A 23,827-nucleotide genomic window follows, 5' to 3' on the forward strand; every position below is an offset into this window, starting at 1 on the left:
TCGGCGCCACCGGTGTCGTGGACGGCGGCGTCGTCGTGGTCGTGGTGGTGGTCTCGCTGGTGGTGGGCGTCGTCGTGGTGGTCGACTCGCCGCTGTCACTGCTGCCGCAGCCGACGGCGAAGGTGAGCAGCGTGGCACCGCCGAACAGGGCGACCGTGGTTCGCACATGCGATTTCATTCAAAACCTGACTCTCGGGTGTCCCCGGCAGGTACCCGAGCGGTGCCGACCCAAAACGCGTCACGCCGACAGCAGCAGCGCACCCGCGGTGATCAGCGCGACGACCTTGACCACTTCCAGGCCGACGTACCAGAGGTGCGCCCGGGACCGCGGCCCTTCCGCCCCGGCGAGCACCGCGTCGGAGCGCCGGCCCAGAGCGGGCCGAACCGCCAGCACCTGGACAAGCAGCGCTGTGGCGGCGGTGGCCGCCGCGGCCGCGGCGCCAGGAGAGGGCCGCGACACCACGAACGCGAGGGCGATGACGATCGCCAGCACCCCTTCGCAGAGGTTCAGAGCGCGAAAGACCAACCGGCCGATACCCAGCCCGATCGGCAGGGTGACGCCTGGGGCGCGGAACTTCAACGGCGCTTCGACGAACGAGATGGCAAGGACCATTCCCAGCCAGAGGAACAGTGCGGCGGCGGCGACAGCGGAGCCGGGATGCACAGCTGGAGCCTACGGTGGCATCGTTGAGAAGTGGACGTCGATCGTGTCGCCGAACTGCAGCGTTGGGAAGACTCCGGAGCTCTGTGGCAGGTGATCGGACGTACCGCCGACACAGTGACGGTAGCGCTGCTTCGCTGTGACGGCGGCGAGGAGATGGGGCGATTCACCAGTCGTGATGCCAGCCTGCTGGCATTCGTCGGCGACCGCAACGGCAGCGGCGACCAGCACCTCTGACCCGGTCAGGCGTCGGCGGTGTGCTTGTCCTTGCGGCCGAACGGCAGCACGTGCACGACCGCGACGACCACGAGACCGACAACAAGCCCGATGACCGCCGAGGCTGCCGTGTTGATCAGCCAGGCCAATACGCCGCCGACCCCTGCGATGTGGTCGACAAACCCCTCGACGTGATGGACGAGCCCATACGGTGCGTGCCATCCGAGTTCGTCGGTACCGACCAGCAGGATGTGTCCACCGACCCACAGCATCGCCACCGTGCCGACGACCGACAGCGCGGCCAGCAGCTTGGGCATGCCGGCGACCAGACCGCGGCCGACCTTCTGGGCGAACTGCGATGACCGCTGGGTGAGGCTCAGGCCGATGTCGTCCATCTTCACGATGCCGCCGACGACGCCGTACACCACCAGCGTGATCACCACGGCGACCACCAGCAGGATGATCAGGCGCGGCACAAACGACTGGTCCGCCACCTCGTTGAGAGCGATCACCATGATCTCGGCCGACAGGATGAAGTCGGTGCGGATGGCGCCGGTGACCATCAGGCGCTCTGCGTCGGGCCCGACGGTGGCGACGGGTGCGCCGTGTCCCTCGTGTCCGCGGAGCTTGCCCCAGACCTTCTCGGCGCCCTCGAAGCAGAGGTAGGTGGCGCCGAGCATCAGGATCGGGGTGAGCAGCCACGGCACGAACTGACTGAGCAGCAACGCGGCGGGCAGGATGAAGAGGATCTTGTTGCGCAGCGATCCGATCGCGATGCGCTTGACGATCGGCAGTTCGCGTTCGGCGGCAAGGCCGTGGACGTATTGCGGCGTGACGGCGGTGTCGTCGATGACCACCCCGGCCGCCTTCGCGGTCGCCCGCCCGGCGGCTGCGCCGATGTCGTCGACGGAGGCTGCGGCAAGGCGCGCCAGCACCGCGACGTCGTCGAGGAGCGCGAACAGACCTGCGCTCATGGCGTCACCGTGATCGCAGCTGCGGTCATGGACGGAAGGTTACCCGCACGGGGCCCGGGTGGCGCGTGGCGCAGGTTCCACAGGATCCTGACCGGGACGGCGAACAGCAGTAGGTAACCCTGCCCTTACCTCCTCGGGTAGGCTCGTCGGACAAATGACCGACATCGACGAGGCCCCGACTGTCCTCCCGCGCGAGCTCACTTCGGTACCTGACGACGTTGCGGCGGTGCCGGGGCCGCCCACCCCGCAGATCGGCGAACCGTACGCGCTCCGCCTCGTCGACCCGGCCGCCGACGCGGAGATGGTGTCGGAGTGGATGAATCGCCCGCACCTGGTGAAGGCCTGGGAATACCCCTGGCCGGCGAAGCGGTGGCAGCGCTACCTGCAAGCCCAGATCGACGGTGAGTACTCCCGGCCGTTCATCGGCAGCTTCCGCGGCCGGGATGTGGCTTACATCGAGATATACCGGGCCGCAAAGGATTCCATTGCTCCGCGTTACCAGGCGGACCCCCACGACCTCGGTCTTCATGCAGCGGTGGCCGACCTCAAGCTACTCAATCGTGGTCTGATGCCGCTGTTGCTGCCGAAGGTGGTCGCCAGTCTCTTCGAAGTCGAACCCCGTTGTCGCCGAATCATGTTCGACCCCGACCACCGCAACACCGGCGCCCGCAGGGTGTGTGAGTTCGCCGGTTGCACGTTCCTCGGCGAGCACGAGATGGCCAATCGCAGGATGGCGCTCTACGCGCTGCCCCGCACCGCGGCCGACGCCCCGACGGCCCGCTAGTCGGGTCGCCGGACAACGGCGCGCGGGACGGATGTGATCACGCGCGGACCGCAACCAGGTTCTGCTTGACCTCGAGCCGGCGAAGCTTGCCCGACGACGTGCGGGGCAGCGATCCGGGAGTCAGGAACACCACCTCGGCGGGCACCACGCCGCACTGTGACGCCACCCGCTGGACCACATCGCTTCGCGCCCCGGCCTCGTCGGGGCCACGGAACTCCGCGGCGATGACGAGGCCCTGCCGGGCCGAGTCCCCGTCGGTGCTCACCGCGACCACAGCGCCTTCCCGCACCCCACGCACCTGAGCGGCGACCCGCTCGATCTCACTGGGGAACAGATTGCGCCCCGCGACCGTGATGAGCTCTTTGATCCGTCCGCACACCACCAGTCCGGCGTCGGTCAGATAGCCCAGATCCCCGGTGGGAAACCAGTCGCCGGGAACCAGCGGATCCTGGCCGAGGTAGCCCGTCGTCATCGACGTGCCGCGGATCTCGACTTCGCCGATCTCGGTGCTCGCTGCGCGCGAGGGCTCGGCGTGTTCGGTCGGGGTGATCCGCAATTCCATGCCGGGGATCGGCGTACCGAGCAGGGCGTGTCGCGTGACCGAATCGGTTGCCGGGTCGATGATCTCGTCGAACAGCAACCCGGTGTGCGGGGTCGGTGCGGTGACGGCGCAGGTCGATTCGGCCAGCCCGTAGGACGGGGCGGCAGCTCGCCGATCGAGCCCGAAGCGCGCCATCTCGGTCAGGAACAGATCGAAGCCCGCACAGTCGATCGGCTCGCCGCCGTTGATCGCGTAGCGCAGGCTGCCGAGGTCGACCTCGGGTACCCGGCGAGCGTATTTGCCGAGCACCGAGTACGCGAAATTAGGTGCGGCGGTGATGCTTGCGCGACTCTCCGAGAGCCAACTGAGCCAGCGGAACGGTGAGGCGGCGAAGGCCGCGGTAGGGGCCAGCCACATCTCGCCGCCGGCGAGCAGGCCGGTCAGCAGGAATGTCAGGCCCATGTCGTGGTAGAGCGGCAGCCACGTGCACCCCACGTCGTGGCCGGTGCGGACGTCGGCGTGCGCCACCAACCCCCTGACGTTGTTCATCACGGCCTCGGGTGACAGCAGGGCGGTGCGCGGGGTTCCGGTGGATCCTGCGGTGCCCTGGAGGACCGCCGCGGTGCCGTCGGGCGTGGTCTGCTGTTCGAACGTCGACGACCGTCGGGGGTGGCCGGCGTCGACGACGTCGTGGATTGTGAGACCTGTTGCATTGTCGCGCAACAGGTTCAGATAGTTGTCGAGGCTGAAGACCTGGGTGACGCCGATGCCCGCGAACCGCTCGGCAGTGGCGCAGGCCCACTGCCGGTCGTCCGCGCCACGGACGGGGCCGGGAAGGATCGACAGCGAACGGCCCGCCAGCCACGTCCCCTGAATCGCCGCGATCAACTCCACCGTGGGTTCACCCACCAGGCCGACGGCACCGGCGGGGCCGTCGACGATGCGCTGAGCGATGTTCTCCGCCCGGGCATGGACCTCTTGCCACGGATGCCGGGTCCACTGGGTGCCCGCGCGGTCGAGCAGCACGAGGTCCGTCGTGGCCGTCGTCATGGTCTGCGACATCGCGGTCGCGAGCGCGTTCATCGGCCGGCCGGCGCCTTCGCCAGGATGGCGTCCTCCAGATCGCCCACCGTGTCACAGGTCAGCAGATCCACTTCGGACAACGTCACGCCGATCTTGTCCTCGATGGCCACCATGCCGATCGCGAACGCCACCGAGTCCAGGCCCACATCGTCGATGAGGCGCGAGTCGCGCGTCACGCGGCTGATATCGACTTTGAGGTCATCGCGCAGGATCTCCTCGACGGCCGCGCTGACGGCTTCCGGGCTAGACGTCTCCATGCGGTGGGAGATTACACCGGGAGGTAAAGGTAGGCTACGCTTACCTCGCTTTGCTGCTCAGTATGCCCAGTCCGCCAATTCGATGCGCGGCCGCGGGGTCCCGGTGTCGATGGACGCCAACGCCGGCACCATCTCGCTGGTCACCAGGCCGTGCCGGCTCGTCACCTCGTCGACGACGTCGAAACTGCGCGCGATGCTGGCCGGGGTGTCGACGATGATCGTGGTGACCGGCACCCGTCGGGTGAGTTGCAGAAGCCGGTCGCCGTGCGGCGGCCGACTCCCGTGAAATCCCCACATTCCGCGCAATGCTGTTGCGCCGCTGGCATTCTGCGTCTCGCGTAGCCGCCGGATCAGCGCGCGGTGAACAGGCACCCCGTCGACGAGGGAGTCCTCGGAGGTGTAGATCATCAGCTTCTGGTGAAGGAGGCGGCCCCGGTCGTCGGCGCCGGGCAGCGTGTCGGGGCGAGCGAGGACGACGCCGTCGCGTTTGCACACCCGAACACGCTCGATCGTCATGAGCGGACGGCGCAGCAGGCCGTCGAGTTCGGACACCGCACGCCCGACGTGATCGGCGTCGCCGGCCGCGATGATCATCATCGGCACATCGACGTTGCGTCCGAAGAATCGGGCGCGCCGGCGGGTTCCGTGGGCGGTGCCGTCCACACCCAGGAACGCCGACGCCCCGTCGAGTCCGTGTCGGAACAACAGATCGCAGACGGCGAGGTAGGCCGGTGAGCGCTGCACACGTTCCTGGCGGCCGACGTAGATCGTCAGTTTGACCGCGTCGCTGCCGACGCGGGGTGCGACGTCGCTGTCGATCAGATGCGCTCGTTCCACCGTGACGAGACCACGCGGCGTCAGATCCACCACCGCGTCGACCAGTCCTTCGATCTTGGCGCGGGTATCAACCGCCGCGACCGCCACGGGGGGATCCTCGGACAGGCTCAGGGAGCTGTCGGTGCGCAGTTGATGACGCGGTCCGAAGCCGGCGGAACCGCGCAGCATGATGCTGGTGGCCACCTGTTCCCGGCCGTACAGCGCCAGCAGTCGTTCGGCGAGGAAGTGCCCGTCGGTGCGCTGCCGCTCGCCGAAGTAGGCGGTCAACTTCAGACAGTTGTCGGTCACAGCGATTTCCCGAACCACATGCCGGTGGACGCCGCCACCAGACCGAGCGCCACACTGACAAAGATGTTGGCCGCTGCGAATCTGGCCTGACGTTCCTCGCCGAGTCGCTGGGTCTCCAGCATCCAGGTGGAGAACGTCGTGTACGAGCCGATCAGTGCTGTGCCGGCCAGCAGGGCCACATCCGGCGGGAGCGCGAGGCCGGTGAGGAAGCCGAGCACGAGTGCGCCGCTGAGGTTGACCACCAGGGTGCCGAACGGGAACGAGCCCGCGGTGCGACGGGCCACTGTCCGGTCGACCAGAAAGCGGGCTACCGCGCCCACCCCGCCGAGAAGCAGGACGCCGCTCCAGACCAGGACGCTCATCGCTGCCCTCTGCTCTTCGCGCGAGCACTCATCGCCGCCCCACCCGGACCCGCCGGACCAGCATCGTGGCGATGTAGACAGCGATGAGGCCCGCGGTGATGCTGCCCGCCGTATAGCCCACCGCCAACCCGTAGTGCCCGTGCTCGATCATCGAGATGGTCTCGACCTGCATCGTCGAGAACGTCGTCAGGCCGCCGCACAATCCTGTGCCCAGCAACGGCCGGCGGTAGCTGGACAGAGGCAGTCGCTCCAGCAGTCGGGTGGTGAAGTACCCGAGAAGGAACGCGCCGACGATGTTCACCACGAACGTGGGCCACGGCCACCGCCCGGGATCAGGGGCGGCCAGCGTCTCGAAAGCGGCGCGGGACACCGCTCCCAACGCCCCGCCGACGAATACCGCGGCGAGTTCCCGCCGGTCGAAGGCCATGCCGGAAAGTATGCACACCCGGGTGGGTTCTTTGCGCGCCGCCGACGTAGCAGAATCAACCCCATGGCGAATCCCCGTGCCGGTCAGTTGGCGCAACCCGAGGACCTCATCGACGTGGCCGCGGTGGTGACGGCGTACTACACCGTTGCCCCCGATCCGGACAACGTCGATCAACAGGTGGTGTTCGGCACCTCGGGGCACCGCGGATCGAGCCTGGACGCGGCCTTCAACGAGGCCCACATCCTGGCGACAACGCAAGCGATCGTCGAGTACCGCCGCGCGCAGGGCACCACCGGACCGCTGTTCATCGGCCGCGACACCCATGCGCTCTCCGAGCCGGCGTGGGTCTCGGCGCTGGAGGTGCTGGCGGCCAACGACGTTGTCGCGATGATCGATTCGGCGGACCGGTTCACGCCGACGCCTGCGGTCAGCCACGCCATCCTGTCGTTCAACCGGGGCCGCGACAATGGTCGTTCATCCTCCTCGCGTGCGGGTGACCTCGCCGACGGGATCGTCGTCACGCCGTCGCACAACCCGCCCCGCGACGGCGGGTTCAAGTACAACCCGCCCAACGGCGGGCCTGCCGACAGCGACGCGACCGGCGTCATCGCCGCCCGGGCCAACGAGATCCTGCGCGACGGCCTCAAGGCGGTCAAACGAGTGCCGCTGGCCAAGGCGCTGAGCACCGCGCAGCACCACGACTACCTCGACGCCTACGTCGCGGACCTGCCCAACATCATCGACATGCACGCGATCAGCGCGCAGGGCATCCGGATCGGCGCGGACCCACTCGGCGGTGCCAGCGTCGACTACTGGGGTGCCATCGCCGAACGCCACAACCTGGAGTTGACCGTCGTCAACCCACTCGTGGACGCGACCTGGCGCTTCATGACGCTCGACACCGACGGCAAGATCCGGATGGACTGCAGTTCCCCGAACGCCATGGCCTCACTCATCGGCGGGATCGGGAACTACCAGATCGCCACCGGCAACGACCCGGACTCCGACCGGCACGGCATCGTCACCCCCGACGGCGGTCTGATGAACCCGAACCACTACCTCGCCGTGGCGATCGACTACCTGTACTCCAACCGTCCGGACTGGCCCGCCTCGATCGCAGTCGGCAAGACGGCGGTGAGTTCGTCGATCATCGACCGGGTGGTGGCCGGTCTGGGCCGCAAGCTCGTCGAGGTTCCGGTGGGCTTCAAGTGGTTCGTTGACGGATTGATCGGCGGGACCATCGGTTTCGGCGGCGAGGAGAGCGCCGGGGCGTCCTTCCTGCGTCGTGACGGATCGGTGTGGACCACCGACAAGGACGGCATCATCCTTGCGCTGTTGGCCTCGGAGATCCTGGCGGTGACAGGATCGACGCCGTCGCAGCGGTATGCGGCGCTGGCCGACAAATACGGTGCGCCGACGTATGCGCGGATCGACGCGCCCGCCAACCGTGAGCAGAAGGCACGTCTGGGCAAGCTGTCGCCCGAGGAGGTCACCGCAACCGAGTTGGCCGGTGAGCCGATCACCGCGAAGTTGACGACCGCGCCCGGCAACGGTGCCCCGCTGGGTGGACTGAAGGTCACGACGGAGAACGCGTGGTTCGCTGCGCGTCCGTCGGGAACCGAGGACGTGTACAAGATCTACGCCGAATCATTCCGCGGTGCCGAGCATCTCGCGGAGGTGCAGGACGCTGCACGTGAAGTGGTGAACAAGGTCATCGCTTGAGTTCGCGCCCGGAGGGCGAGTGTCAGGACAAGACCAAACGCCGACTTCCCCGTGAAGTCTGGGTCCTGGTAGTCGCCAACGTCGTCGTGGCGCTGGGCTACGGGGTGGTGGCGCCGGTGCTGCCGCAGTACGCGCGCCACTTCGGGGTCAGCATCAGTGCCGCGACGTTCGTCATCACCGCCTTCGCCGTGATGCGTCTGGTGGGGGCGCCGCCGGCGGGCTGGATGGTCCAGCGCCTGGGGGAGCGGAAGGTCTACATCAGCGGTCTCGTCATCGTCGCGCTGTCGACCGCGGCGTGCGCGTTCGCTGAAACCTATTGGCAACTGCTGTTTTTCCGCTCCCTGGGCGGAGTCGGGTCGGCGATGTTCACGGTGTCGTCACTGGGGTTGATGATCCGGATCTCCCCGCCCGATGCTCGTGGCCGCGTCGCCGGGCTGTTCTCGTCGGGGTTCATGTTCGGCTCGGTGGGCGGACCCATCCTGGGGAGCCTGACCGTCGGGTTCGGCCTGTCGGCACCGTTCCTGATTTACGGCGCTGCGTTACTGGTCGCCGCGACCGTCGTTTTTGTCAGCCTGCGCAATTCCGCGGTGGTCGCCCAGGCTGATGAGGAGGTGACGCCGCCGGTCCCCTTCCGGACGGTCTTCAAGCACCGGGCCTATCGAGCCGCGCTGTTCTCGAACTTCGCGACAGGGTGGGCGTCGTTCGGTCTGCGAATAGCGTTGGTGCCGCTGTTCGTCGTGGAGGTGCTCGGCGGCGGACCCGGCGCGGCCGGTCTCGCGTTGACCGCCTTCGCGGTCGGAAACATCTCGGTCGTCATCCCCAGTGGATACCTGTCGGACCGCCTGGGGCGGCGCAAGTTGATGATCTTCGGTCTGGCACTGGCCGCGGTGTCGACCGCGTTGGTGGGCTTCACCACTTCGCTGCCGGTGTTCCTGGCCGCTGCCGTCATCGCCGGTGCGGCGACCGGCATCTTCATCTCACCGCAGCAAGCCGCCGTCGCCGACGTGCTGGGCAACAAGTCGCGGGGCGGGTCGGCGGTCGCCACCTTCCAGATGATGGCGGACTTCGGTTCGATCGGCGGATCGCTGCTGGTGGGGCTCATTGCCCAGTACACCTCGTTCGGGTGGGCGTTCCTGGTCAGTGGCCTGATCCTCGGCATCGCGGCGGTGGGCTGGATCTTCGCCCCGGAAACCCGGCCGCGGACCGACACCGAGCACACGCAGGTCCGTCCGCTGGGCCCGGAAGCCGGCGGAGAAGTGCCGTGACCTGCGATTTTGAACGGCCCCCGCGGGTGGTGTAACTTCGATGAGCACAACATCTAGGGGCTATGGCGCAGTTGGTAGCGCACCACACTGGCAGTGTGGGGGTCAGGGGTTCGAATCCCCTTAGCTCCACCACGAAACGCACGCCGCATTCGACGAAAGCCATCATGTCTGAGGATCAGGTCACCGACGTTCCACCGAACCACCTCTCCATCGATCCGAGCAGCCCTTTCTACAGCGAAGAGGTGCTCCGCCGCGATGTGGGTATCCGCTTCAACGGCGCCGAGAAGACCAATGTTCTCGAATACGACGTGGCCGAAGGCTGGGTGCGTGTTGAGGTTCCCACCGCCAAGGATCGTCGCGGAAACCCGATGGTCGTCAAGCTCAGCGGCACGGTTGAACCTTATTTCCGTCCAGCGAAATAGCGCGTGACGACCGAACGTCGGCTCAGGGGTTGTGCCCGTCGGTAGCTCCACTCTCGACAATCCGCTTCGGCCATAGGTCGGAGCGGATTTTTGTTCGCTGTGGTGGGCGCTAGAGGGGCGATTTGTGCTGATGATTTGTCCTGATTCTGTCTGACCCACACGCAACTAGAGGTCAGGCCCCCACCGCGACGATCCTGCAGTCAGCGCAGCACGCCGTCGGCCTTGCCTGGCGGACAGGAAACCCTGGCTTTTTGGCGTCGTGTTCTGGCTTCCCGGCGATTACGCAGCCGCTTGCGGCGCACGACTATTGCTGCAGCGGGAAAAACCGGAGACGGCCGAAAGCTCGGCAGACCACATACAGACCCGCAGTGAACGGCCGAACGACCAACACGCGCCCGACCCAGGGCAGCGACAACCTCACAGGAGCAATCATGAACACCACTTCCACGAACCGTGTGAGCTGGCAAGGCCGCACCGCGGCCGCCATCTTGGTGGCTGCGGGTACGGCCGCCGTCGGCCTACTCACGCCCGCATCGGCGCAGGCTGCCGATCAGTACATCGCGTTGGCGCTCGGATATGTCAACGAGAATCCGCCCGTCACGATGGCAGGCGGTTCGTCGATCGGGGGCAACCAGGACCAGGCTGCCCAGGGGGCGCTGACGAACTGTTCCAACAACGGTGCCGGTCACTGCGTCACCGTGGTCATCGCCACAAACCAGTGCGCGGCGGCCGCCTCCAATGACTACGGCGAAAGGGAAGGGGCAACAGGCTCGACGATTGCCGCCGCCTCGAGTAGCGCCTTGGCCAAGCTGCAGAACCAGACAGGTGCGAAGGTGATCGTGTCGGGGTGCTCGAATGGCAACACCCCACCGCCGCCGCCGAATGATCCGCCACCGCCGCCGGCGCCGAAGCTGGGTCCGACGGTGTCCTTCGACACCGTTTTGGGTGGCCTGGTCGCGCACATCACGGATCGCAGTGGGGTGTCGTCGCAGTGCACGTACACGGCGGACAACTTCAACCGGGCATTCGCCTTGCCCGCGAACTCCCAGTACGACCTGCGGATCGTCCCGGCGGTTCCGCGGTTCAGGAACTGGAACGTCACCATCGCCTGTGACAACGGAACCAGCACGGCGACAACGACATATTTCTGAGCCCGACCGTTGCGGCAACGAAACCGCCCGGACCGTTCACGACGGACCGGGCGGTTTTCGGCTGTTGCGGTGATCGCCTCAACGGACTGTGCTGAGCAGATGCACAGCATTCTGCTGACTTAGCTGCCGCCCTCGGGTAGCTTGCGCTGCATGCCCTTGGAGCTGGCCTCGTTCTTCCGGACCACTCTGCCGCTCGACCTCAGCCGGTTGGATGTCCTCGATCAGGGCCGCTACCACTCCCTGTGGCTGCCCGATCACCTCGTCAGCTTCTGGCCGGACTCGATCTGGACGCCGGAGTTCACCGACCTCGCGGAGGTGTCGCCGTCGCCGCACCGCTACCTGGACGCTCTCACCCTCGCCGGCGCGGTCGCGGCTCGCACCACGCGCACGCAGCTCGCCACGAGCGTTCTCGACACCGTCCGTCGCCACCCGGTGATGCTGGCGCAGTCGGCACTGACCCTGAGCCACCTCTCCGACGGCCGCTTCATCCTGGGACTCGGTGCCGGCGAGCGCGAGAACCTGGCTCCGTACGGCTTCGACCACGAGGGCACGGTGAGCCGGTTCGCCGAGGCGCTGCGGCTGATCCGGCTGCTCTGGACCACCGACGGGCCGATCGACTTCGCCGGGCAGTTCTTCACGCTGGAGCACGCCCGGTTGGACGCCGAGCTACACCACACCGGCCCACCACCAATCTGGATCGGGGCTAACGGCCCCCGCATGCTGCGGCTGGTCGGTGAACTCGGCGACGGGTGGTGGCCGACGGGCAGTGCCGGGCCAGAGACTTACGCCACTCAGCTGGCGGCTATCCGGGAGGCGGCCGAACAGGCCGGCCGCGATCCGCAGGCGATCACGCCGGCGAAGATGGTGGTCTGCCTCATCGGCGAGCCCGACGAACTGCGCGATGTCATGCAGGCTCCGCTGGTGAAGTCGCTGGTGCTGCAACTGACGGCCGACGCACTGGCAGCCACCGGTCACCGTCATCCGATGGGGGAGCACTGGCGCGGCATCCAGGACATCGACCCGCGGGTGTTGAGCCGGGACAGACTGCTCCGGCTCTTCGAGCAGGTCGACCCCGCCGCGGTCCTGTCTGTTGTTCCGCACGGGACACCGAAGCAGGTCGCCGCGCAGATCGCCGAATTCGGCGAGGCGGGTGCCCGGGTCGTGTCGGTGCTCGACTACAGCGGAATGGCCGGGCAGGCCTACGCGGGCGAGTCGGCACACAAAGTTCGTGAGGTCGAGGACGCACTGCTGCAGCTCACCGGAAGCACGCCATGACAATCCTGGACGGGAACGTCCTCATCGCCGATGCGCAGGAGTCGACGGGGCTCACCGACTTCGGTGATGACACCCTGCCCGCGCGCGTAGCACTCGTCGTCGACCGCCTCAACAGCGCGGAACTGGACGACACAGGTTCGCGGGCCGCCGCACACACGATCTCCGGACTGCTGGCGAGTCGCCTGTACTTCGTGGCCGATCACGCACGCCTGCCGCTGGCTTCAGAACGGATCACGGCACCGCTGTTCGCCACCGGAGAGCCGCGGTCGGGGACGACGCTGCTGCATGCGCTGCTCGCGGAGGACGAATGTTCACGCGCACTGCGGTTCTGGGAGGTCATGTACCCCTCCCCACCACCCGGCCCGGCGGTCGTCGACGACCCGCGGCGGGCACAGGCCGACGCCGACTGGCGCGAGATCCTCGAGCGCATCCCACCGTGGATCGTCAGCCACCCCTACAACGATCTCCTCGGCGCCGGGCTGCCCGAGTGTGAACGCACGTGGGCCTTCGACTTCCGCGCGACGAACCCGAGCGCGTGGTGGCGGGTTCCGTTGATCATCCAGAACTTTCCGCAGGACCATCACGCGCAGTACGCCCTGCACCGCATGATGCTGCAGCACATCCAATACACCCGACCGCCGAAGCGGTGGGTGCTCAAAGGGTTTCACGGTCGACGCCTGGGGGCGCTCTTCGATACCTATCCCGACGCCCGGATCGTCTGGGTACACCGCGACCCCGTCCAGGTGCTCGCCTCGCAGATCGTGGCCTTCGGGCAGATCAACGAGAGCCTGGCCGGAACGCTGGATTGGACTCGGTACGCCGAAGACACGATCGCGGGGTCGCGGGCGAACTTCCACGCCTACCTGACCGACCCGCTCGTCGACGACCCGCGCATCCACCACGTCCGCTACCGTGACTTCGTCGCGGACCCGGTAGCGACGATCGGCGGGTTCTACGACTTCGCCGAACTTCCGTTCACTGGCGAAGCCGAGAAGGCGATGCGCGATTACCTCGTCACCAACCGCAGCGATCGGTACGGCAAGTTCACGTACTCCACCGACATCCTGCCGGTTCCCGTAGAGCAGCTGCACAACGAATTCGCCGCCTATCGCGAGCGATTCGGCATCGACATCGAAACGAGGCGCTGATGGCGTTCGGTGACAGCGCAGACGACGAGGCGTTGCGCGGGGCGTGGCACCATTTCTGCGAAAGGCTCAAGGCAGCAGGCGATCTCGCCTTCAAAGACACCTCGCCGGCGAATGCCCTGCAGCGCGCCGACGCGTTCCGCTACCTGACGCAGAATCTCGGGCAAGCCTACGACCTGGCTCTGGAGACCAAGAACACCCGCTATCCGGTGATCCACCCGTTCTGCGGGCCGAGCCGCAAGCTCGGCGGTGACAACGCCGACTTCGTTTATCTGCAGGCGTGGATCGACGGCGCCTCGACGTACCGGATCGCGGGCGACCGGGGCACAGCGCGGTTCCTCAACTTCACCGTCCAAGGACCGCGTCCCGAGAAGGATGTGTACTACGGCGCCGATCACCCCAACCTGCACGAACCCTTCGGCGACACCCCCGAGGCGAACATCACCGGCGACGACCTGGCTACCGACCCCGACGGCAGCTTCGTCCTCTACGTCGGTGGCGCGCGGCGAGGACCGAATTGGCTGCCCACCACTGCGGGCTCACGAAAACTGTTCATGCGGCAGGGTTTCGACTCCTGGGGCGAGCGCTCGGCGCAGTTCAGCATCGAGCGTGTCGACATGGATGAGCCACGTCCGGTGCCGACACCGCAGGATCTCGTCGCGTCGATGCAGTGGGCCGGAGACTTCCTCACCGGGGTGATGACGGACTGGCCGGATCGCGAACTGCAGATCGGCTCGTTGTTCGGCGAACCCGAGCCCAACGTGTTTCCCGGTGCGCGCTTCGCCGGTACGGCGGAGCAACGTGACGCCCGCCGCGGCCGGCTCATCGTCACCATGCCCTGGTGTCTGGAGCCGGACGACGTGCTGATCTTCGAGTTCGCCGACGGCGGGGAGTTCTGGATGCTGACCAACATGGGCGCGTTCTGGAACAGCATGGATTACCTGTATCGGCCGGTGAGCTACACGCCGAACAGATCGGCGATCGACTCCGATGGCCGTATTCGAATGGTGTTGGCGCACAACGACCCCGGTGTGCACAACTGGATCGACACCCAACGTTTCAGCGAGGGCTACCTGACGATGCGCGTCATCGGCAGTCGCCAACTGCCCGAGGTCAGCACCACCGTCGTCAGCGCAGCCGAGCTGGACACCGTGCTGCCGGCCGACACCCAGCACGTCACCCCCGAGCAGCGGGCCGCCCAACTGCACGCACGCTTCGACGCCATCCGCCGCAGGTACAGGATCTGACATGGACCCGAAACTCGAGACGCTCGCCGCGTCGGCGTTCGACAACGTTTACCACCTGGGCCACCTCGTGCCCGACCTGTTGCCGGCCATGCGGACGCTCGCCGGCGCCATGCAGATCACGTGGGCGCCACCTTTCGAGATGCGTAGTGGCTTCGTCCGTCCGGACGGATCCGCTGACGACCAGACCGTCCGCATCGCGTTCTCCACTTCCGGTCCGCCGTACCTCGAGCTCATCGAGGTGGTCGCTGACGCTGACTCGATCTTCGCTGAACCGAAGATCGGCGGTATGCACCACGTCGGTTACTACGCTCAGCGCTGGCGCGACGACGTGGCGCGACTGCAGGACGACGGTTGGGAATTGGAGCGCACGGGTGCCGGCGTCGCGTTCCTACGGGACCCGCACAGCGGTCTTCGTGTGGAGGTGGTGAGCTTCAAGGGCCGCGACTTCATGACCCGGGTGCTCGACGGTGAGATGGCGCGCGAATACCCCCTGACCGAGCGGCCGTGATCGCCGTCGCGCACACCTCGTACGGAGCGCTGCGGGGTGACGCAACAGGAGATGTCGTCGCATTTCGCGGTGTCCCGTACGCGGCCGCGCCGACGGGTGAGCGTCGTTGGCGTCCACCGCAATCCATGCAGGGTTGGACGGGAGTGCGTGCGGCCAACGCCTTCGGAGCGATCGCACCGCAGGACATCTCGCCCGAGCGGCTGGCCAAGCGCGGCCTCACCATGAGCGAGGACTGTCTCACACTCAACATCTGGACGCCTGCGGCCGACGACAACCGCCGGCCCGTGCTGGTCTTCCTGCACGGCGGCGGGCAGACCCAGGGCTACGGATCCGCTCCGCTCCTCGACGGTTCGCGACTGGCCCGGCGTGGCGACATCGTGGTGGTGACGATGAACTTCCGGCTCGGCGCGCTGGGTGCGCTCTATGCGCCCGACTGGCACGGAGCCGACTCCACCAACCTGACGCTGCGCGACCAGAGGCACGCGCTGCAGTGGGTGCGCGAGCAGATCGGCGCGTTCGGCGGCGACCCCGGCGCCATCACGGTGGCGGGCCAGTCCTCCGGCGCGATCGCAATATCGGCCTTGCTCGCCGGAGGGTGTGACCTCTTCGACCGTGCGATTCTGCAGAGCGGCGGCTTGGAGCGCGTCCGGTCGACGGCGGCCGTGTCGGCGGTGGCCGAGCAAGTCATGTCTGCCGTCCCGCGGGACCCGGGTGTCGCGGAAATCCTTGCCGCGCAGCGCCGAATCGACACCGGATTCGTGCCGCCGCAGGGCCCGTTCCATCCCTGCATCGACGGCGACGTCATCGAGGAGCATCCGTTGGTGGTCGCGCGGACTCGCGCCATGCGGGCGATCCCCGTCCTCGCCGGGACGACGCGCGACGAGTGGCGGATCTTCGACGCGGCGCTGGATGAGGGCGTCTTCACCGATCAGTACGTGCGGGACAGGGCGCACGCACTGGCTGGTGATGGTCACGACGCCGACGCAGTGGTGGCGACCTATCGCGCGAACCACCACACGCTTCGTGACGTCGCTAGCGCGATGGTCAGCGACTACCACTTCACCGCGCCGACAGAGCAATTCGTCCGGGCACACGCCGAGCGTGGCAACGCGGTATTCCGCTACGAATTGCAATGGCCCTCTTCGCGTGCCGGATTGGGCGCATGTCACGATTCGTGCCTGCCCCTGCTCTTCGGCAACCTGCACGCTGCACCTGTGCTGGCTGGTGACGATGAGGGGGCGCGCCACATGTCAGACGTAGTTCAGGATCTGTGGCTGGAATTCGTTCGTGGGGGAGAGCCCTGGGAACCCTACGACGGCGTCGGCGGGTCCACGATGCTGCTCGGTCCAGAGACCGGAGTCGCACGGGACCACCGCGCAGAGCAACTCGCGATCTGGGAGAACCGTTACCCCGCCTACGGGTAGGCGGTGAGGTAAACCGCGCGGGCTGCGAAAGCTCGCAGCGCTCAGGCCGCTTGGTTGTCGGGTGGTGCGGGTCCGCCGGGTTCGCCGGGTTCGCTGGGGTGGTCGATCGGTTGGGGGTCGAGCGGTCCGGGGGTGATCGGCTCGGGGTCGAGCTTTTCCGGGGCGACCGATGCGGGGTCGGGCGAATCGGGTTCGGCCGACTCGAGGTGGCGCGATTCGGGGCACTCAGGTTCCGGCTCTTCAGGCGGCCGCAGCAAGGCTTCGGGTCGGTGGTAGTAGTTGATCCGGGTTTGGCCGGTGTCCAGTCCCGCTGGTGGTGTCCATTCAACTTCGTGGCGGTCGTTCATGGAGGTGGTCCAGCCGTTGGGGCCGACCATTCTGTTGTCGGGTCCACATGCCAGGCCGAGGTCGTCGATGTTGGTGTTGCCGCCGTCGTTCCAGTCGGCGGCGGCGTGGTGGACCTGGGTGCCGTAGATGCCGACGGTGCAGCCGGGTTTGGTGCAGCCGCCGTCGCGCGCTGCGAGCATGAGCCGTTGGGCCGGCGAGGCGATGCGTTTGGTGCGGAACAGGTCCAGGGCGGAGCCGGTGGCGCGGTCGAAGACGGCGAGGCTGTGGTGGGCGTGGGCGCCGAGGCGGATCACATCTTTGATGGGCATGATGGTGCCGCCGCCGGTGACACCGACCCCGGCTCTGCTCTCGAGGTCTTGGAGGGTGGTGCGGATGATGATCGACACCGGAAGCCCGTTGAGGTCGCCCAGGCCGCTCATCAACGCGATCCGCCCGACCACCACCAGCGCGTCGTGCTGGCGTTGAGCCAGGCTGCGGTGATCGTTGTCGATCTGGGCCTGGCTCGGTGTGCCCGAGGTGCACGGTTCGGCATCGTCGGGGTTGCACATTCCGGGGGCGGCGTATTTGGCGAAGATCGCCTCCAGAGTCGCCCACGCCTCGGGGGTCAACTCCCCGCGTACCGGGATGTTCCCGTTGCGTTGTTGTTTACCTGCCGAGAGGCCGCGGGTGCGGGCGCGTTCGGTGTCATCAGGTTCGGGGCCGTCCTGATCGAGCAGGAACAACCGCAGCGCGGCGGTCTCCTTGAGTTCCTTCGGTCCGACCCCGACCGCGACGCGCACCAAATCGACTTCGAACTGCCCACGGGTGGTTGCGTCGACCCATGCCGGCAGGGCCTTGATCGCCTTGCGGAGCACCGTGACGTGTTCGCCGTTGATCAGCCCGCCGGCCCGCGCGGCAGCCACTGCGGGAAGCAGCGGTGACAACGGCTCGCCGGTCAACGCTTGTCGCGGCCCCATCTCGGCGGCTTCGTTGAGTCGGCGGTGGGCCTCGCTCGTCGTGATGCGCCACCGGATCGCCAGCACGTCTTTCCATGACTTGGCGCCGAGTTTCTGCGGCGTGGTCTCAGCCTGCAGCCTGGCCAGAGCGCGGTGGGACTGAGTGGGCAGCTGACAGGTCAGAGTTTCGAGTCCGTCCATGAAATCCAGAAGCCCTGACGCGGTCAGGGCGCCGAGATCACAGTCGGCCACCGCGTCGTACGCAGTCAGCAATGCGCTCATCGCTTCCTGTGCGGCCACCCCGGACATACTTCGAACATACATTCGACCACCGACAAATTCGCCTGGATGTGGCTCCTGAAACCACAGTGACGCAATGGTTTACGGAGAATCGGGCTGGCGGCGGGAGGTCCTGCGTCAGCGGCGATCCGCGGTTCGGCCGGAGCGCGCGCGAATTCGTGAAGACGCACCCCGACCAGCTGAATCACCGCGTTGACGCGGACGTAACAGTCCCGGAACGCGGCCTCCCTACTGTGGGCCGGTCAATGTCCGTCAAGAAATCCGCGGACACCAGCAGTGATAGGAACTCCATTGAGCGGAAATTCAGTACGCCTCCAGGCGATCAACAGCGTCGAGGCGTATGTGCCTCCCCCCATCAGTTTCGATCCAGGCGAGGCCCCCGGCGAGATCTTCGGTGCCAACGTCTTCACGCTGGCCGAGATGCGGCTGCGGCTGCCCAAGTCGGTCTACAAGTCCATGGTCGCGACGATGGAGAAGGGCGCCAAGCTGGACCCGGCGATCGCCGACTCGGTCGCCTCCGTGATGAAGGACTGGGCGCTGTCGAAGGGTGCCACCCACTACGCGCACGTCTTCTACCCGATGACGGGACTGACCGCTGAGAAGCACGACAGCTTCCTCGATCCGGTCGGGGACGGCACCACGCTCGCCGAATTCGCCGGCAAGACCCTGATCCAGGGTGAGCCCGATGCCTCGAGCTTCCCCTCCGGCGGCCTGCGCAGCACCTTCGAGGCCCGCGGCTACACCGGCTGGGATGTCACCAGCCCGGCGTACATCCTGGAGAACCCGAACGGCAATACGCTGTGCATCCCGACGGTGTTCGTCTCGATGACCGGTGAGGCGCTGGACTACAAGACGCCGCTGCTGCGCAGCCAGCAGGCCATGGGCGCTCAGGCGGAGCGCATTCTGAAGTTGTTCGGCCACAAGGATTTTGACAATATCGTGTCGTTCTGCGGTCCCGAGCAGGAGTACTTCCTGGTCGACCGGCACTTCTTCCTGGCCCGTCCGGATCTGATCAACGCCGGCCGCACCCTGTTCGGCTGCAAGCCGCCCAAGGGCCAGGAGTTCGACGACCACTACTTCGGCGCCATCCCCGACCGGGTGCTGGCCTTCATGATGGACACCGAGCGTGAGCTGTTCAAGCTCGGCATCCCGGCCAAGACCCGGCACAACGAGGTCGCCCCCGGGCAGTTCGAGATCGCCCCGATGTTCGAGCGCGCCAACATCGCCGCCGACCATCAGCAACTGCTGATGACCACGTTCAAGACCATCGCCAAGAAGCACGGCATGGAATGTCTGTTCCACGAGAAGCCGTTCGCGGGAGTCAACGGATCGGGCAAGCACGTCAACTTCTCGCTCGGCAACGCGCAGTTCGGCAGCCTTCTGGTGCCCGGTGACACCCCGCACGAGAACGCCCAGTTCCTGGTCTTCTGCGCGGCCGTCATCCGCGCCGTGCACAAGTTCTCCGGTCTGCTGCGGGTGTCGGTGGCCTCGGCCACCAACGACCACCGGCTCGGCGCCAACGAGGCCCCGCCGGCCATCATCTCGATCTTCCTCGGCGACCAGCTCGCCGACGTGTTCGAGCAGATCGCCAAGGGTGCTGCGACGTCGTCCAAGGGCAAGGGCAGCATGATGATCGGTGTCGACACACTTCCGGTGCTGCCGACCGACCCGGGCGACCGCAACCGGACCAGCCCGTTCGCGTTCACCGGCAATCGCTTCGAGTTCCGCGCGCCGGGATCCGGGCAGACCATCAACGTGCCGATGATCATCCTGAACACGATCATGGCCGATTCGCTCGACTACATGGCCACGGTGCTGGAAAAGGCCGTCGGCGACGGCGACGACTTCGACATGGCCGTGCAGAAGCTGCTCACCGAGATCATCACCGAGCACGGCGCCGTGGTGTTCAACGGAGACGGTTACTCGGAGAACTGGCAGATCGAAGCAGCCGAACGCGGCCTGCCGAACCTCAAGACCACCATCGACTGCATCCCGGAGCTGGTGAAGCCCGAAGCGGTCGAGGTGTTCGAGAAGTACGGCGTCTTCAGCGCGCGCGAGCTGGAGAGCCGCGTCGAGGTCCGCTACGAGATGTACGCGTTGACGGTGGCCGTCGAGGCCAAGCTGACGCTGGAGGTGGGGTCCACCGTGGTTCTGCCTGCGGCGGTCCGCTACCAGACCGAGCTGGCTCAGAACGTGGCGACGTTGAAGGCGGCCGGCCTGGAGCCGGACATGACGCTGCTGTCGACGGTGTCCGCGCCGATCGCAGACCTGACGGCGGCGCTGTCGGCGCTCAAGACGGCGATGGGTGTGCACGGTGGCGACTCGGCGGGCGAGGAAGCTGCCCACGCGCAGAGTTTGCTGCCGTTGATGGAGGCAGTGCGTGAGGCGGCCGACACGCTGGAAGGTGTTGTCGCCGACGACCTGTGGCCGCTGCCGACCTACCAGGAGATGCTCTACATCCTCTGACGCAGTCCCGCGAGCGTGCGTGTTGTGTACACATGCGCACGCTCGCGGTCGGCGACCGCGGCGTGAGCGTCAGTCCGGGTCGACGATCTGCACGACGCCGCCGGTCACGCCGGCGATGAACAGCCGCCCCGTCGTCGCGTCCACGCCCACGGTGTAGGGGTTCTGCACGGTCGGGATCCGCTGGACCTCACGAGGCATCGGGTCGGTCATGTCGTACCCGATGACTTCGTTGATCCCCGACGAAGCCACCCAGAGCCGGTCCCTGGTGGGGTCGTAGGTGATGCCGTAAGGCCCTCCAGCCTGCGCGATTTCAGCGATCTGACGCGGCTCGGTGTCGAAGACCCTGATGGCGTCGCCGCGGGTGTCGGTGGCGATCATCCGGCCATGCCTGTCGGCGACGAGGTGCGTCGGACCCTCACCGGCCGGCGTCGCGCCGACGATGGTCAGGTCGTCGCTGTCATAGATGGTCAGGTCGTTCTTTCGGACGTCGATCAGTCCCATCGCCGAGCCGACCGGAGCCAGGCCCGCCGGCTGCACGCTGTCGGTGAATACCTTGACGATCTCCTCACCACGGACTGCGGAGACGGTGCCACCCAGTTCGTTGGCGACGAACACGGTGCCGTTGGGGGCTTGTGAAGCGTCATGGGGAAAAGTTCCTGTGAGGATCTGTGATTCCGAGCCTCCGCCCGGCAGTTCCACTCGCACCAGCGCATCGGCACTTTCCACCGGGACCAGCACCGGGCCGCCAGGTGCGGCGAGTTGCAGGTGACGGACGAAGCCCGGCAGAGCGGTACGTCCGGTGATCTCGCCGGTGTCCGCGTTGATCAGGACGAGTTCGTCGGGGTCGCGTTTGGCCACGGCGACGGTGCGGGTCACCGGGTCGACGACGATGCCTTCAGGTGACGCACCGACAGGCACGATCCGACCCGGTATCTGCCCGTTCTGCGGCGGCGCCTGCTGCGGCTCGGCCGGCGGCGGCAGATCGTCGGCGGGTGGGCGGCTGCCCTCGGTCGGCACTCCGGACGGCAGGAGTCCCGTCGTGGTCGGTGTTGTTGCGGCGGCCGTCGGCGACGATTCCGGGGGATCGGAGCTGCTGTCTTGGCTGCCGCAGCCGGCGACGACAAGGATCAGGGTGAGGAGCAGCATCCTGAGAGTCATGTACCGGGTTTACCCCTGCCGTCGCTATCAAGACCCACTCGGCTCGGGCCGTCAGAATTCGGACATCACGGTCGGGTGCGGCGACGCGTGGTGGCGGCCTCCTCGTGGTGGGTGATGTAGCGCACAATCGGAGCATGCAACTGAATGGCTACGAGGTGCCGCAGGTGGGCGTCAACGCGGTGCCGGGACTTGTCGGAGTGCTGAGCTGGGCGGAAGCCAATGCCCGCCGCACCGCTCGCCGCGCCGGGGCGTTGGCGTCGCTGATAGATCGGGCCGGCTCGACGCTCGACGACATCGCCGAGCTCCGTCACTCCGCCAAGATCATCGCCGACAGTCTGTCTGAGCTGAGCGACAGCGCGGCGGGCATCGACCGCAACGCGGGAATGATCGCCGAGGAGATCTCCGGCCTGAGCGTGGCGGCGCAGGGCATCGACACGCACGCCGAGAAGCTGTCCACGGGCATCGACGAACTCGTGGCGATCCTGCCCACTTTGCACCGACTGACCCAGATCGTTGATCCCCTCGACAACACGGTCGTCCGGCTCGGCCGATTCGTCGATCGCCTGCCGGGCTCCGGTCGACGCCGAACACCCTCGGCCGACTGAAGGGCCGAGTTGCGCTCCGCCGGAGCACGGACGAAGGCCTGCGGCTAGAGAACCTTCCGTGCGGTGTCGGCGGCCCGCTGCAGTGCCTCGGCCACCGGCAGCTCGCGGAAGGACTCCGACAGGATCTCCACACCCCATGGTCCGTCGAAGTTGTTGTTGCGCAACACCTCGATCAACCCGGCGAGGTCGAAGCAGCCGTCACCGCACAGCAATCTGCGTTGCACTGTGTCCTCGAAGAGTGTGCCGACGATCTCGGGTGCGGCGTCATCGAGCTCCACGCCGAAGACCATCTGTGGCTGCAGGACGGCGTCGAGCTCGGACAGCGAGGTGCCCGCGCGGAAGACATGCCACGCGTCGACCAGTAGGCCGACCGCGGAATGCCTGGCAGCAGCGACGATTTCGGCTCCCATGGGCACCGTGGCGATGATCGAGAAGGGCATGGTTTCGAGCGCGATCCGCGTACCATGGGCGACAGCCTGATCGGCGAGCTCACACAACGGCGCCACCAGAGTTTCCAGGTGCGTTGTGCGGGGACCCCTGTCCGAGCCGATCTTGATGAACGCGGGCTCGAGGACGTCGGCGGCGTCGAACAGCAGGTCGCGGACGGCATAGCTGTTGCCGGCGTCGCCTCTCGGGATCCACCAGCGTTCGATCAGCTCGATCTCGACGTGGATCAATCCGTGATCGGCCAGCAGATCGCGCAGACCTGTGAAGCCCATGGAGTCCCGGATGACGGCGAGGTCATCGGCGATCAGGCCCATGCCGCAGTAGCCCGCGTCCGCCACCGCGGCGACCCGTTCGGCGATCGGTACCGAACTCACCGAAGGCGGGTGCATCGGAGAGGTGTCACCGGCGCTGGTCCATGCCGTGGCCACGAGACCGGACACGGGCCACTCCTCTCGATGCGCGTGCTAGGCGTTTTGGGGGAATCCGAGTTCGATGCCGCCGTGGCTGGGGTCGAGCCAGCGGCTGGTGATGGCTTTTTGGCGGGTGAAGAACTGCACGCCGTCGGTGCCGTGGGCGTGGCTGTCGCCGAACAGGGAGGCTTTCCAGCCGCCGAAGCTGTAGTAGGCCATGGGGACGGGGATGGGGACGTTGATGCCGATCATGCCGACCTGGACTTCGTTCTGGAAGCGTCGGGCGGCGCCGCCGTCGTTGGTGAAGATGGCGGTGCCGTTGCCGTAGGGGTTGGAGTTCACCAAATCCATGGCCTCGTCGTAGGTGTCGACGCGTAGGACCGAGAGGACGGGGCCGAAGATTTCGTCGGTGTAGACGCTCATCTCGGGGGTGACGTTGTCCAGCAGCGTGGGGCCGAGCCAGAAACCCTCAGCGCCGCCGTTGGCTTGGACGGTGCGGCCGTCAACCACGACCTTGGCGCCGTCGGCTTCGCCGGCGTCGATGTAGGAGGCCACCTTGTCGCGGTGGA

Annotated in this window: 23 protein-coding genes, 1 tRNA gene and 1 pseudogene; 14 read left to right on the top strand and 11 right to left on the bottom strand. The window is 67.0% G+C overall.

Annotated features, from left to right (window positions below; genetic code table 11):
- Positions 1–238: 238 nt before the first annotated feature.
- Positions 239–664 (bottom strand): hypothetical protein, encoded by a 426-nt coding sequence (locus WA965_RS13215; protein WP_526301361.1) that lies wholly within the window; start codon positions 662–664, stop codon positions 239–241.
- Between the two features lie 30 nt (positions 665–694).
- Here WA965_RS13215 and WA965_RS13220 point away from each other — a divergent pair, with 30 nt between their 5' ends.
- Positions 695–898, top strand: coding sequence for a hypothetical protein (locus WA965_RS13220; RefSeq protein WP_526301359.1), 204 nt, complete (start codon positions 695–697; stop codon positions 896–898).
- Positions 899–903: 5 nt separating this feature from the next.
- Here WA965_RS13220 and WA965_RS13225 read toward each other — a convergent pair whose 3' ends face one another.
- Positions 904–1,851 (bottom strand): DUF808 domain-containing protein, encoded by a 948-nt coding sequence (locus WA965_RS13225; protein ID WP_526301357.1) that lies wholly within the window; start codon positions 1,849–1,851, stop codon positions 904–906.
- A gap of 154 nt (positions 1,852–2,005) precedes the next feature.
- Between WA965_RS13225 and WA965_RS13230 the strand changes: the two genes are divergently transcribed.
- A complete protein-coding gene (locus tag WA965_RS13230) occupies positions 2,006–2,635 on the top strand; it encodes a GNAT family N-acetyltransferase (RefSeq protein ID WP_526301355.1) in 630 nt (209 codons plus the stop codon).
- Positions 2,636–2,672: 37 nt separating this feature from the next.
- Here WA965_RS13230 and mbtM read toward each other — a convergent pair whose 3' ends face one another.
- From mbtM to crcB (WA965_RS13255), 5 genes and pseudogenes are all read right to left on the bottom strand, one after another.
- A complete protein-coding gene (gene mbtM / locus WA965_RS13235) occupies positions 2,673–4,259 on the bottom strand; it encodes a long-chain-fatty acid--ACP ligase MbtM (RefSeq protein WP_526301353.1) in 1,587 nt (528 codons plus the stop codon).
- Positions 4,256–4,543: pseudogene (locus WA965_RS13240) on the bottom strand (acyl carrier protein); the annotation flags it as partial. The pseudogene WA965_RS13240 and the gene mbtM, both read right to left, overlap by 4 nt.
- Before the next feature lie 30 nt (positions 4,544–4,573).
- Positions 4,574–5,641, bottom strand: coding sequence for a putative PII-like signaling protein (locus tag WA965_RS13245; RefSeq protein WP_526447609.1), 1,068 nt, complete (start codon positions 5,639–5,641; stop codon positions 4,574–4,576).
- Positions 5,638–6,003 carry a fluoride efflux transporter CrcB gene (crcB, locus tag WA965_RS13250; protein WP_526301349.1) on the bottom strand — a complete coding sequence of 122 codons (366 nt, stop codon included), beginning with the start codon at positions 6,001–6,003 and terminating at the stop codon, positions 5,638–5,640. Before crcB (WA965_RS13250) ends, WA965_RS13245 begins: the two co-directional genes overlap by 4 nt.
- Before the next feature lie 28 nt (positions 6,004–6,031).
- Positions 6,032–6,430, bottom strand: coding sequence for a fluoride efflux transporter CrcB (crcB, locus tag WA965_RS13255; protein ID WP_526301347.1), 399 nt, complete (start codon positions 6,428–6,430; stop codon positions 6,032–6,034).
- Between the two features lie 63 nt (positions 6,431–6,493).
- On the opposite strand from crcB (WA965_RS13255), the gene pgm reads away from it, so the two are divergent.
- The 10 genes from pgm (at position 6,494) to WA965_RS13305 (ending at position 16,589) form a co-directional block, all read left to right on the top strand.
- Positions 6,494–8,152, top strand: a complete 1,659-nt coding sequence (gene pgm, locus WA965_RS13260) for a phosphoglucomutase (alpha-D-glucose-1,6-bisphosphate-dependent) (RefSeq protein ID WP_526301345.1) — start codon at positions 6,494–6,496, stop codon at positions 8,150–8,152.
- On the top strand, positions 8,149–9,417 hold the full coding sequence (locus tag WA965_RS13265; protein WP_526301343.1) for an MFS transporter: 1,269 nt from the start codon (positions 8,149–8,151) through the stop codon (positions 9,415–9,417). The genes pgm and WA965_RS13265 overlap by 4 nt, the downstream gene beginning before the upstream one ends.
- Positions 9,418–9,473: 56 nt before the next feature.
- Positions 9,474–9,549: transfer RNA gene (locus WA965_RS13270), tRNA-Ala, on the top strand.
- Between the two features lie 32 nt (positions 9,550–9,581).
- Positions 9,582–9,839: a DUF3297 family protein gene (locus WA965_RS13275; protein WP_178361998.1), complete on the top strand. Its 258-nt coding sequence runs from the start codon at positions 9,582–9,584 to the stop codon at positions 9,837–9,839.
- 431 nt (positions 9,840–10,270) lie between these two features.
- Positions 10,271–10,990, top strand: a complete 720-nt coding sequence (locus WA965_RS13280) for a DUF4189 domain-containing protein (RefSeq protein WP_526301341.1) — start codon at positions 10,271–10,273, stop codon at positions 10,988–10,990.
- A gap of 150 nt (positions 10,991–11,140) precedes the next feature.
- Complete coding sequence (locus WA965_RS13285; RefSeq protein ID WP_526301339.1) at positions 11,141–12,265, top strand: LLM class flavin-dependent oxidoreductase; 1,125 nt, start codon at positions 11,141–11,143, stop codon at positions 12,263–12,265.
- Positions 12,262–13,413, top strand: a complete 1,152-nt coding sequence (locus WA965_RS13290) for a sulfotransferase (protein ID WP_526301337.1) — start codon at positions 12,262–12,264, stop codon at positions 13,411–13,413. The genes WA965_RS13285 and WA965_RS13290 overlap by 4 nt, the downstream gene beginning before the upstream one ends.
- On the top strand, positions 13,413–14,657 hold the full coding sequence (locus WA965_RS13295; protein WP_526301335.1) for a DUF1214 domain-containing protein: 1,245 nt from the start codon (positions 13,413–13,415) through the stop codon (positions 14,655–14,657). The genes WA965_RS13290 and WA965_RS13295 overlap by 1 nt, the downstream gene beginning before the upstream one ends.
- A 1-nt stretch (position 14,658) precedes the next feature.
- Positions 14,659–15,165: a VOC family protein gene (locus tag WA965_RS13300; protein WP_526301333.1), complete on the top strand. Its 507-nt coding sequence runs from the start codon at positions 14,659–14,661 to the stop codon at positions 15,163–15,165.
- Complete coding sequence (locus WA965_RS13305) at positions 15,162–16,589, top strand: carboxylesterase/lipase family protein (protein WP_526301331.1); 1,428 nt, start codon at positions 15,162–15,164, stop codon at positions 16,587–16,589. Before WA965_RS13300 ends, WA965_RS13305 begins: the two co-directional genes overlap by 4 nt.
- Before the next feature lie 41 nt (positions 16,590–16,630).
- On the opposite strand, the gene WA965_RS13310 is transcribed toward WA965_RS13305, so the two are convergent.
- Positions 16,631–18,196: an HNH endonuclease signature motif containing protein gene (locus tag WA965_RS13310; protein WP_526447611.1), complete on the bottom strand. Its 1,566-nt coding sequence runs from the start codon at positions 18,194–18,196 to the stop codon at positions 16,631–16,633.
- Positions 18,197–18,463: 267 nt separating this feature from the next.
- On the opposite strand from WA965_RS13310, the gene WA965_RS13315 reads away from it, so the two are divergent.
- Complete coding sequence (locus WA965_RS13315) at positions 18,464–20,638, top strand: glutamine synthetase III family protein (RefSeq protein ID WP_526297508.1); 2,175 nt, start codon at positions 18,464–18,466, stop codon at positions 20,636–20,638.
- Between the two features lie 69 nt (positions 20,639–20,707).
- Here WA965_RS13315 and WA965_RS13320 read toward each other — a convergent pair whose 3' ends face one another.
- Positions 20,708–21,796, bottom strand: coding sequence for a YncE family protein (locus WA965_RS13320; RefSeq protein ID WP_526297510.1), 1,089 nt, complete (start codon positions 21,794–21,796; stop codon positions 20,708–20,710).
- Positions 21,797–21,930: 134 nt separating this feature from the next.
- On the opposite strand from WA965_RS13320, the gene WA965_RS13325 reads away from it, so the two are divergent.
- Positions 21,931–22,401 (top strand): hypothetical protein, encoded by a 471-nt coding sequence (locus WA965_RS13325; RefSeq protein WP_526297512.1) that lies wholly within the window; start codon positions 21,931–21,933, stop codon positions 22,399–22,401.
- 44 nt (positions 22,402–22,445) lie between these two features.
- Here the strand turns inward: WA965_RS13325 and WA965_RS13330 are convergent, their stop codons facing one another.
- Positions 22,446–23,288, bottom strand: a complete 843-nt coding sequence (locus WA965_RS13330; protein ID WP_526297514.1) for a sugar phosphate isomerase/epimerase family protein — start codon at positions 23,286–23,288, stop codon at positions 22,446–22,448.
- Between the two features lie 24 nt (positions 23,289–23,312).
- Positions 23,313–23,827 (bottom strand): aldehyde dehydrogenase family protein (locus WA965_RS13335; protein ID WP_526447613.1); only part of this gene is annotated, 515 nt, incomplete at its 5' end.

This window comes from Mycobacterium sp. (genome assembly GCF_049683935.1).
Taxonomy (GTDB): Bacteria; Actinomycetota; Actinomycetes; order Mycobacteriales; family Mycobacteriaceae; genus Mycobacterium.

What these genes read in the sequence shown, in the direction of transcription:
- WA965_RS13310 (WP_526447611.1), bottom strand. Translation starts at nt 18,196, where the DNA reads ATGTATGTTCGAAGTATGTCCGGGGTGGCCGCACAGGAAGCGATGAGC.
- WA965_RS13300 (WP_526301333.1), top strand. Translation starts at nt 14,659, where the DNA reads ATGGACCCGAAACTCGAGACGCTCGCCGCGTCGGCGTTCGACAACGTT.
- pgm (WP_526301345.1), top strand. Translation starts at nt 6,494, where the DNA reads ATGGCGAATCCCCGTGCCGGTCAGTTGGCGCAACCCGAGGACCTCATC.
- WA965_RS13320 (WP_526297510.1), bottom strand. Translation starts at nt 21,796, where the DNA reads ATGACTCTCAGGATGCTGCTCCTCACCCTGATCCTTGTCGTCGCCGGC.
- WA965_RS13225 (WP_526301357.1), bottom strand. Translation starts at nt 1,851, where the DNA reads ATGAGCGCAGGTCTGTTCGCGCTCCTCGACGACGTCGCGGTGCTGGCG.
- WA965_RS13290 (WP_526301337.1), top strand. Translation starts at nt 12,262, where the DNA reads ATGACAATCCTGGACGGGAACGTCCTCATCGCCGATGCGCAGGAGTCG.
- WA965_RS13280 (WP_526301341.1), top strand. Translation starts at nt 10,271, where the DNA reads ATGAACACCACTTCCACGAACCGTGTGAGCTGGCAAGGCCGCACCGCG.
- mbtM (WP_526301353.1), bottom strand. Translation starts at nt 4,259, where the DNA reads ATGAACGCGCTCGCGACCGCGATGTCGCAGACCATGACGACGGCCACG.
- crcB (WP_526301349.1), bottom strand. Translation starts at nt 6,003, where the DNA reads ATGAGCGTCCTGGTCTGGAGCGGCGTCCTGCTTCTCGGCGGGGTGGGC.
- WA965_RS13230 (WP_526301355.1), top strand. Translation starts at nt 2,006, where the DNA reads ATGACCGACATCGACGAGGCCCCGACTGTCCTCCCGCGCGAGCTCACT.
- WA965_RS13285 (WP_526301339.1), top strand. Translation starts at nt 11,141, where the DNA reads ATGCCCTTGGAGCTGGCCTCGTTCTTCCGGACCACTCTGCCGCTCGAC.
- WA965_RS13325 (WP_526297512.1), top strand. Translation starts at nt 21,931, where the DNA reads ATGCAACTGAATGGCTACGAGGTGCCGCAGGTGGGCGTCAACGCGGTG.
- crcB (WP_526301347.1), bottom strand. Translation starts at nt 6,430, where the DNA reads ATGGCCTTCGACCGGCGGGAACTCGCCGCGGTATTCGTCGGCGGGGCG.
- WA965_RS13295 (WP_526301335.1), top strand. Translation starts at nt 13,413, where the DNA reads ATGGCGTTCGGTGACAGCGCAGACGACGAGGCGTTGCGCGGGGCGTGG.
- WA965_RS13275 (WP_178361998.1), top strand. Translation starts at nt 9,582, where the DNA reads ATGTCTGAGGATCAGGTCACCGACGTTCCACCGAACCACCTCTCCATC.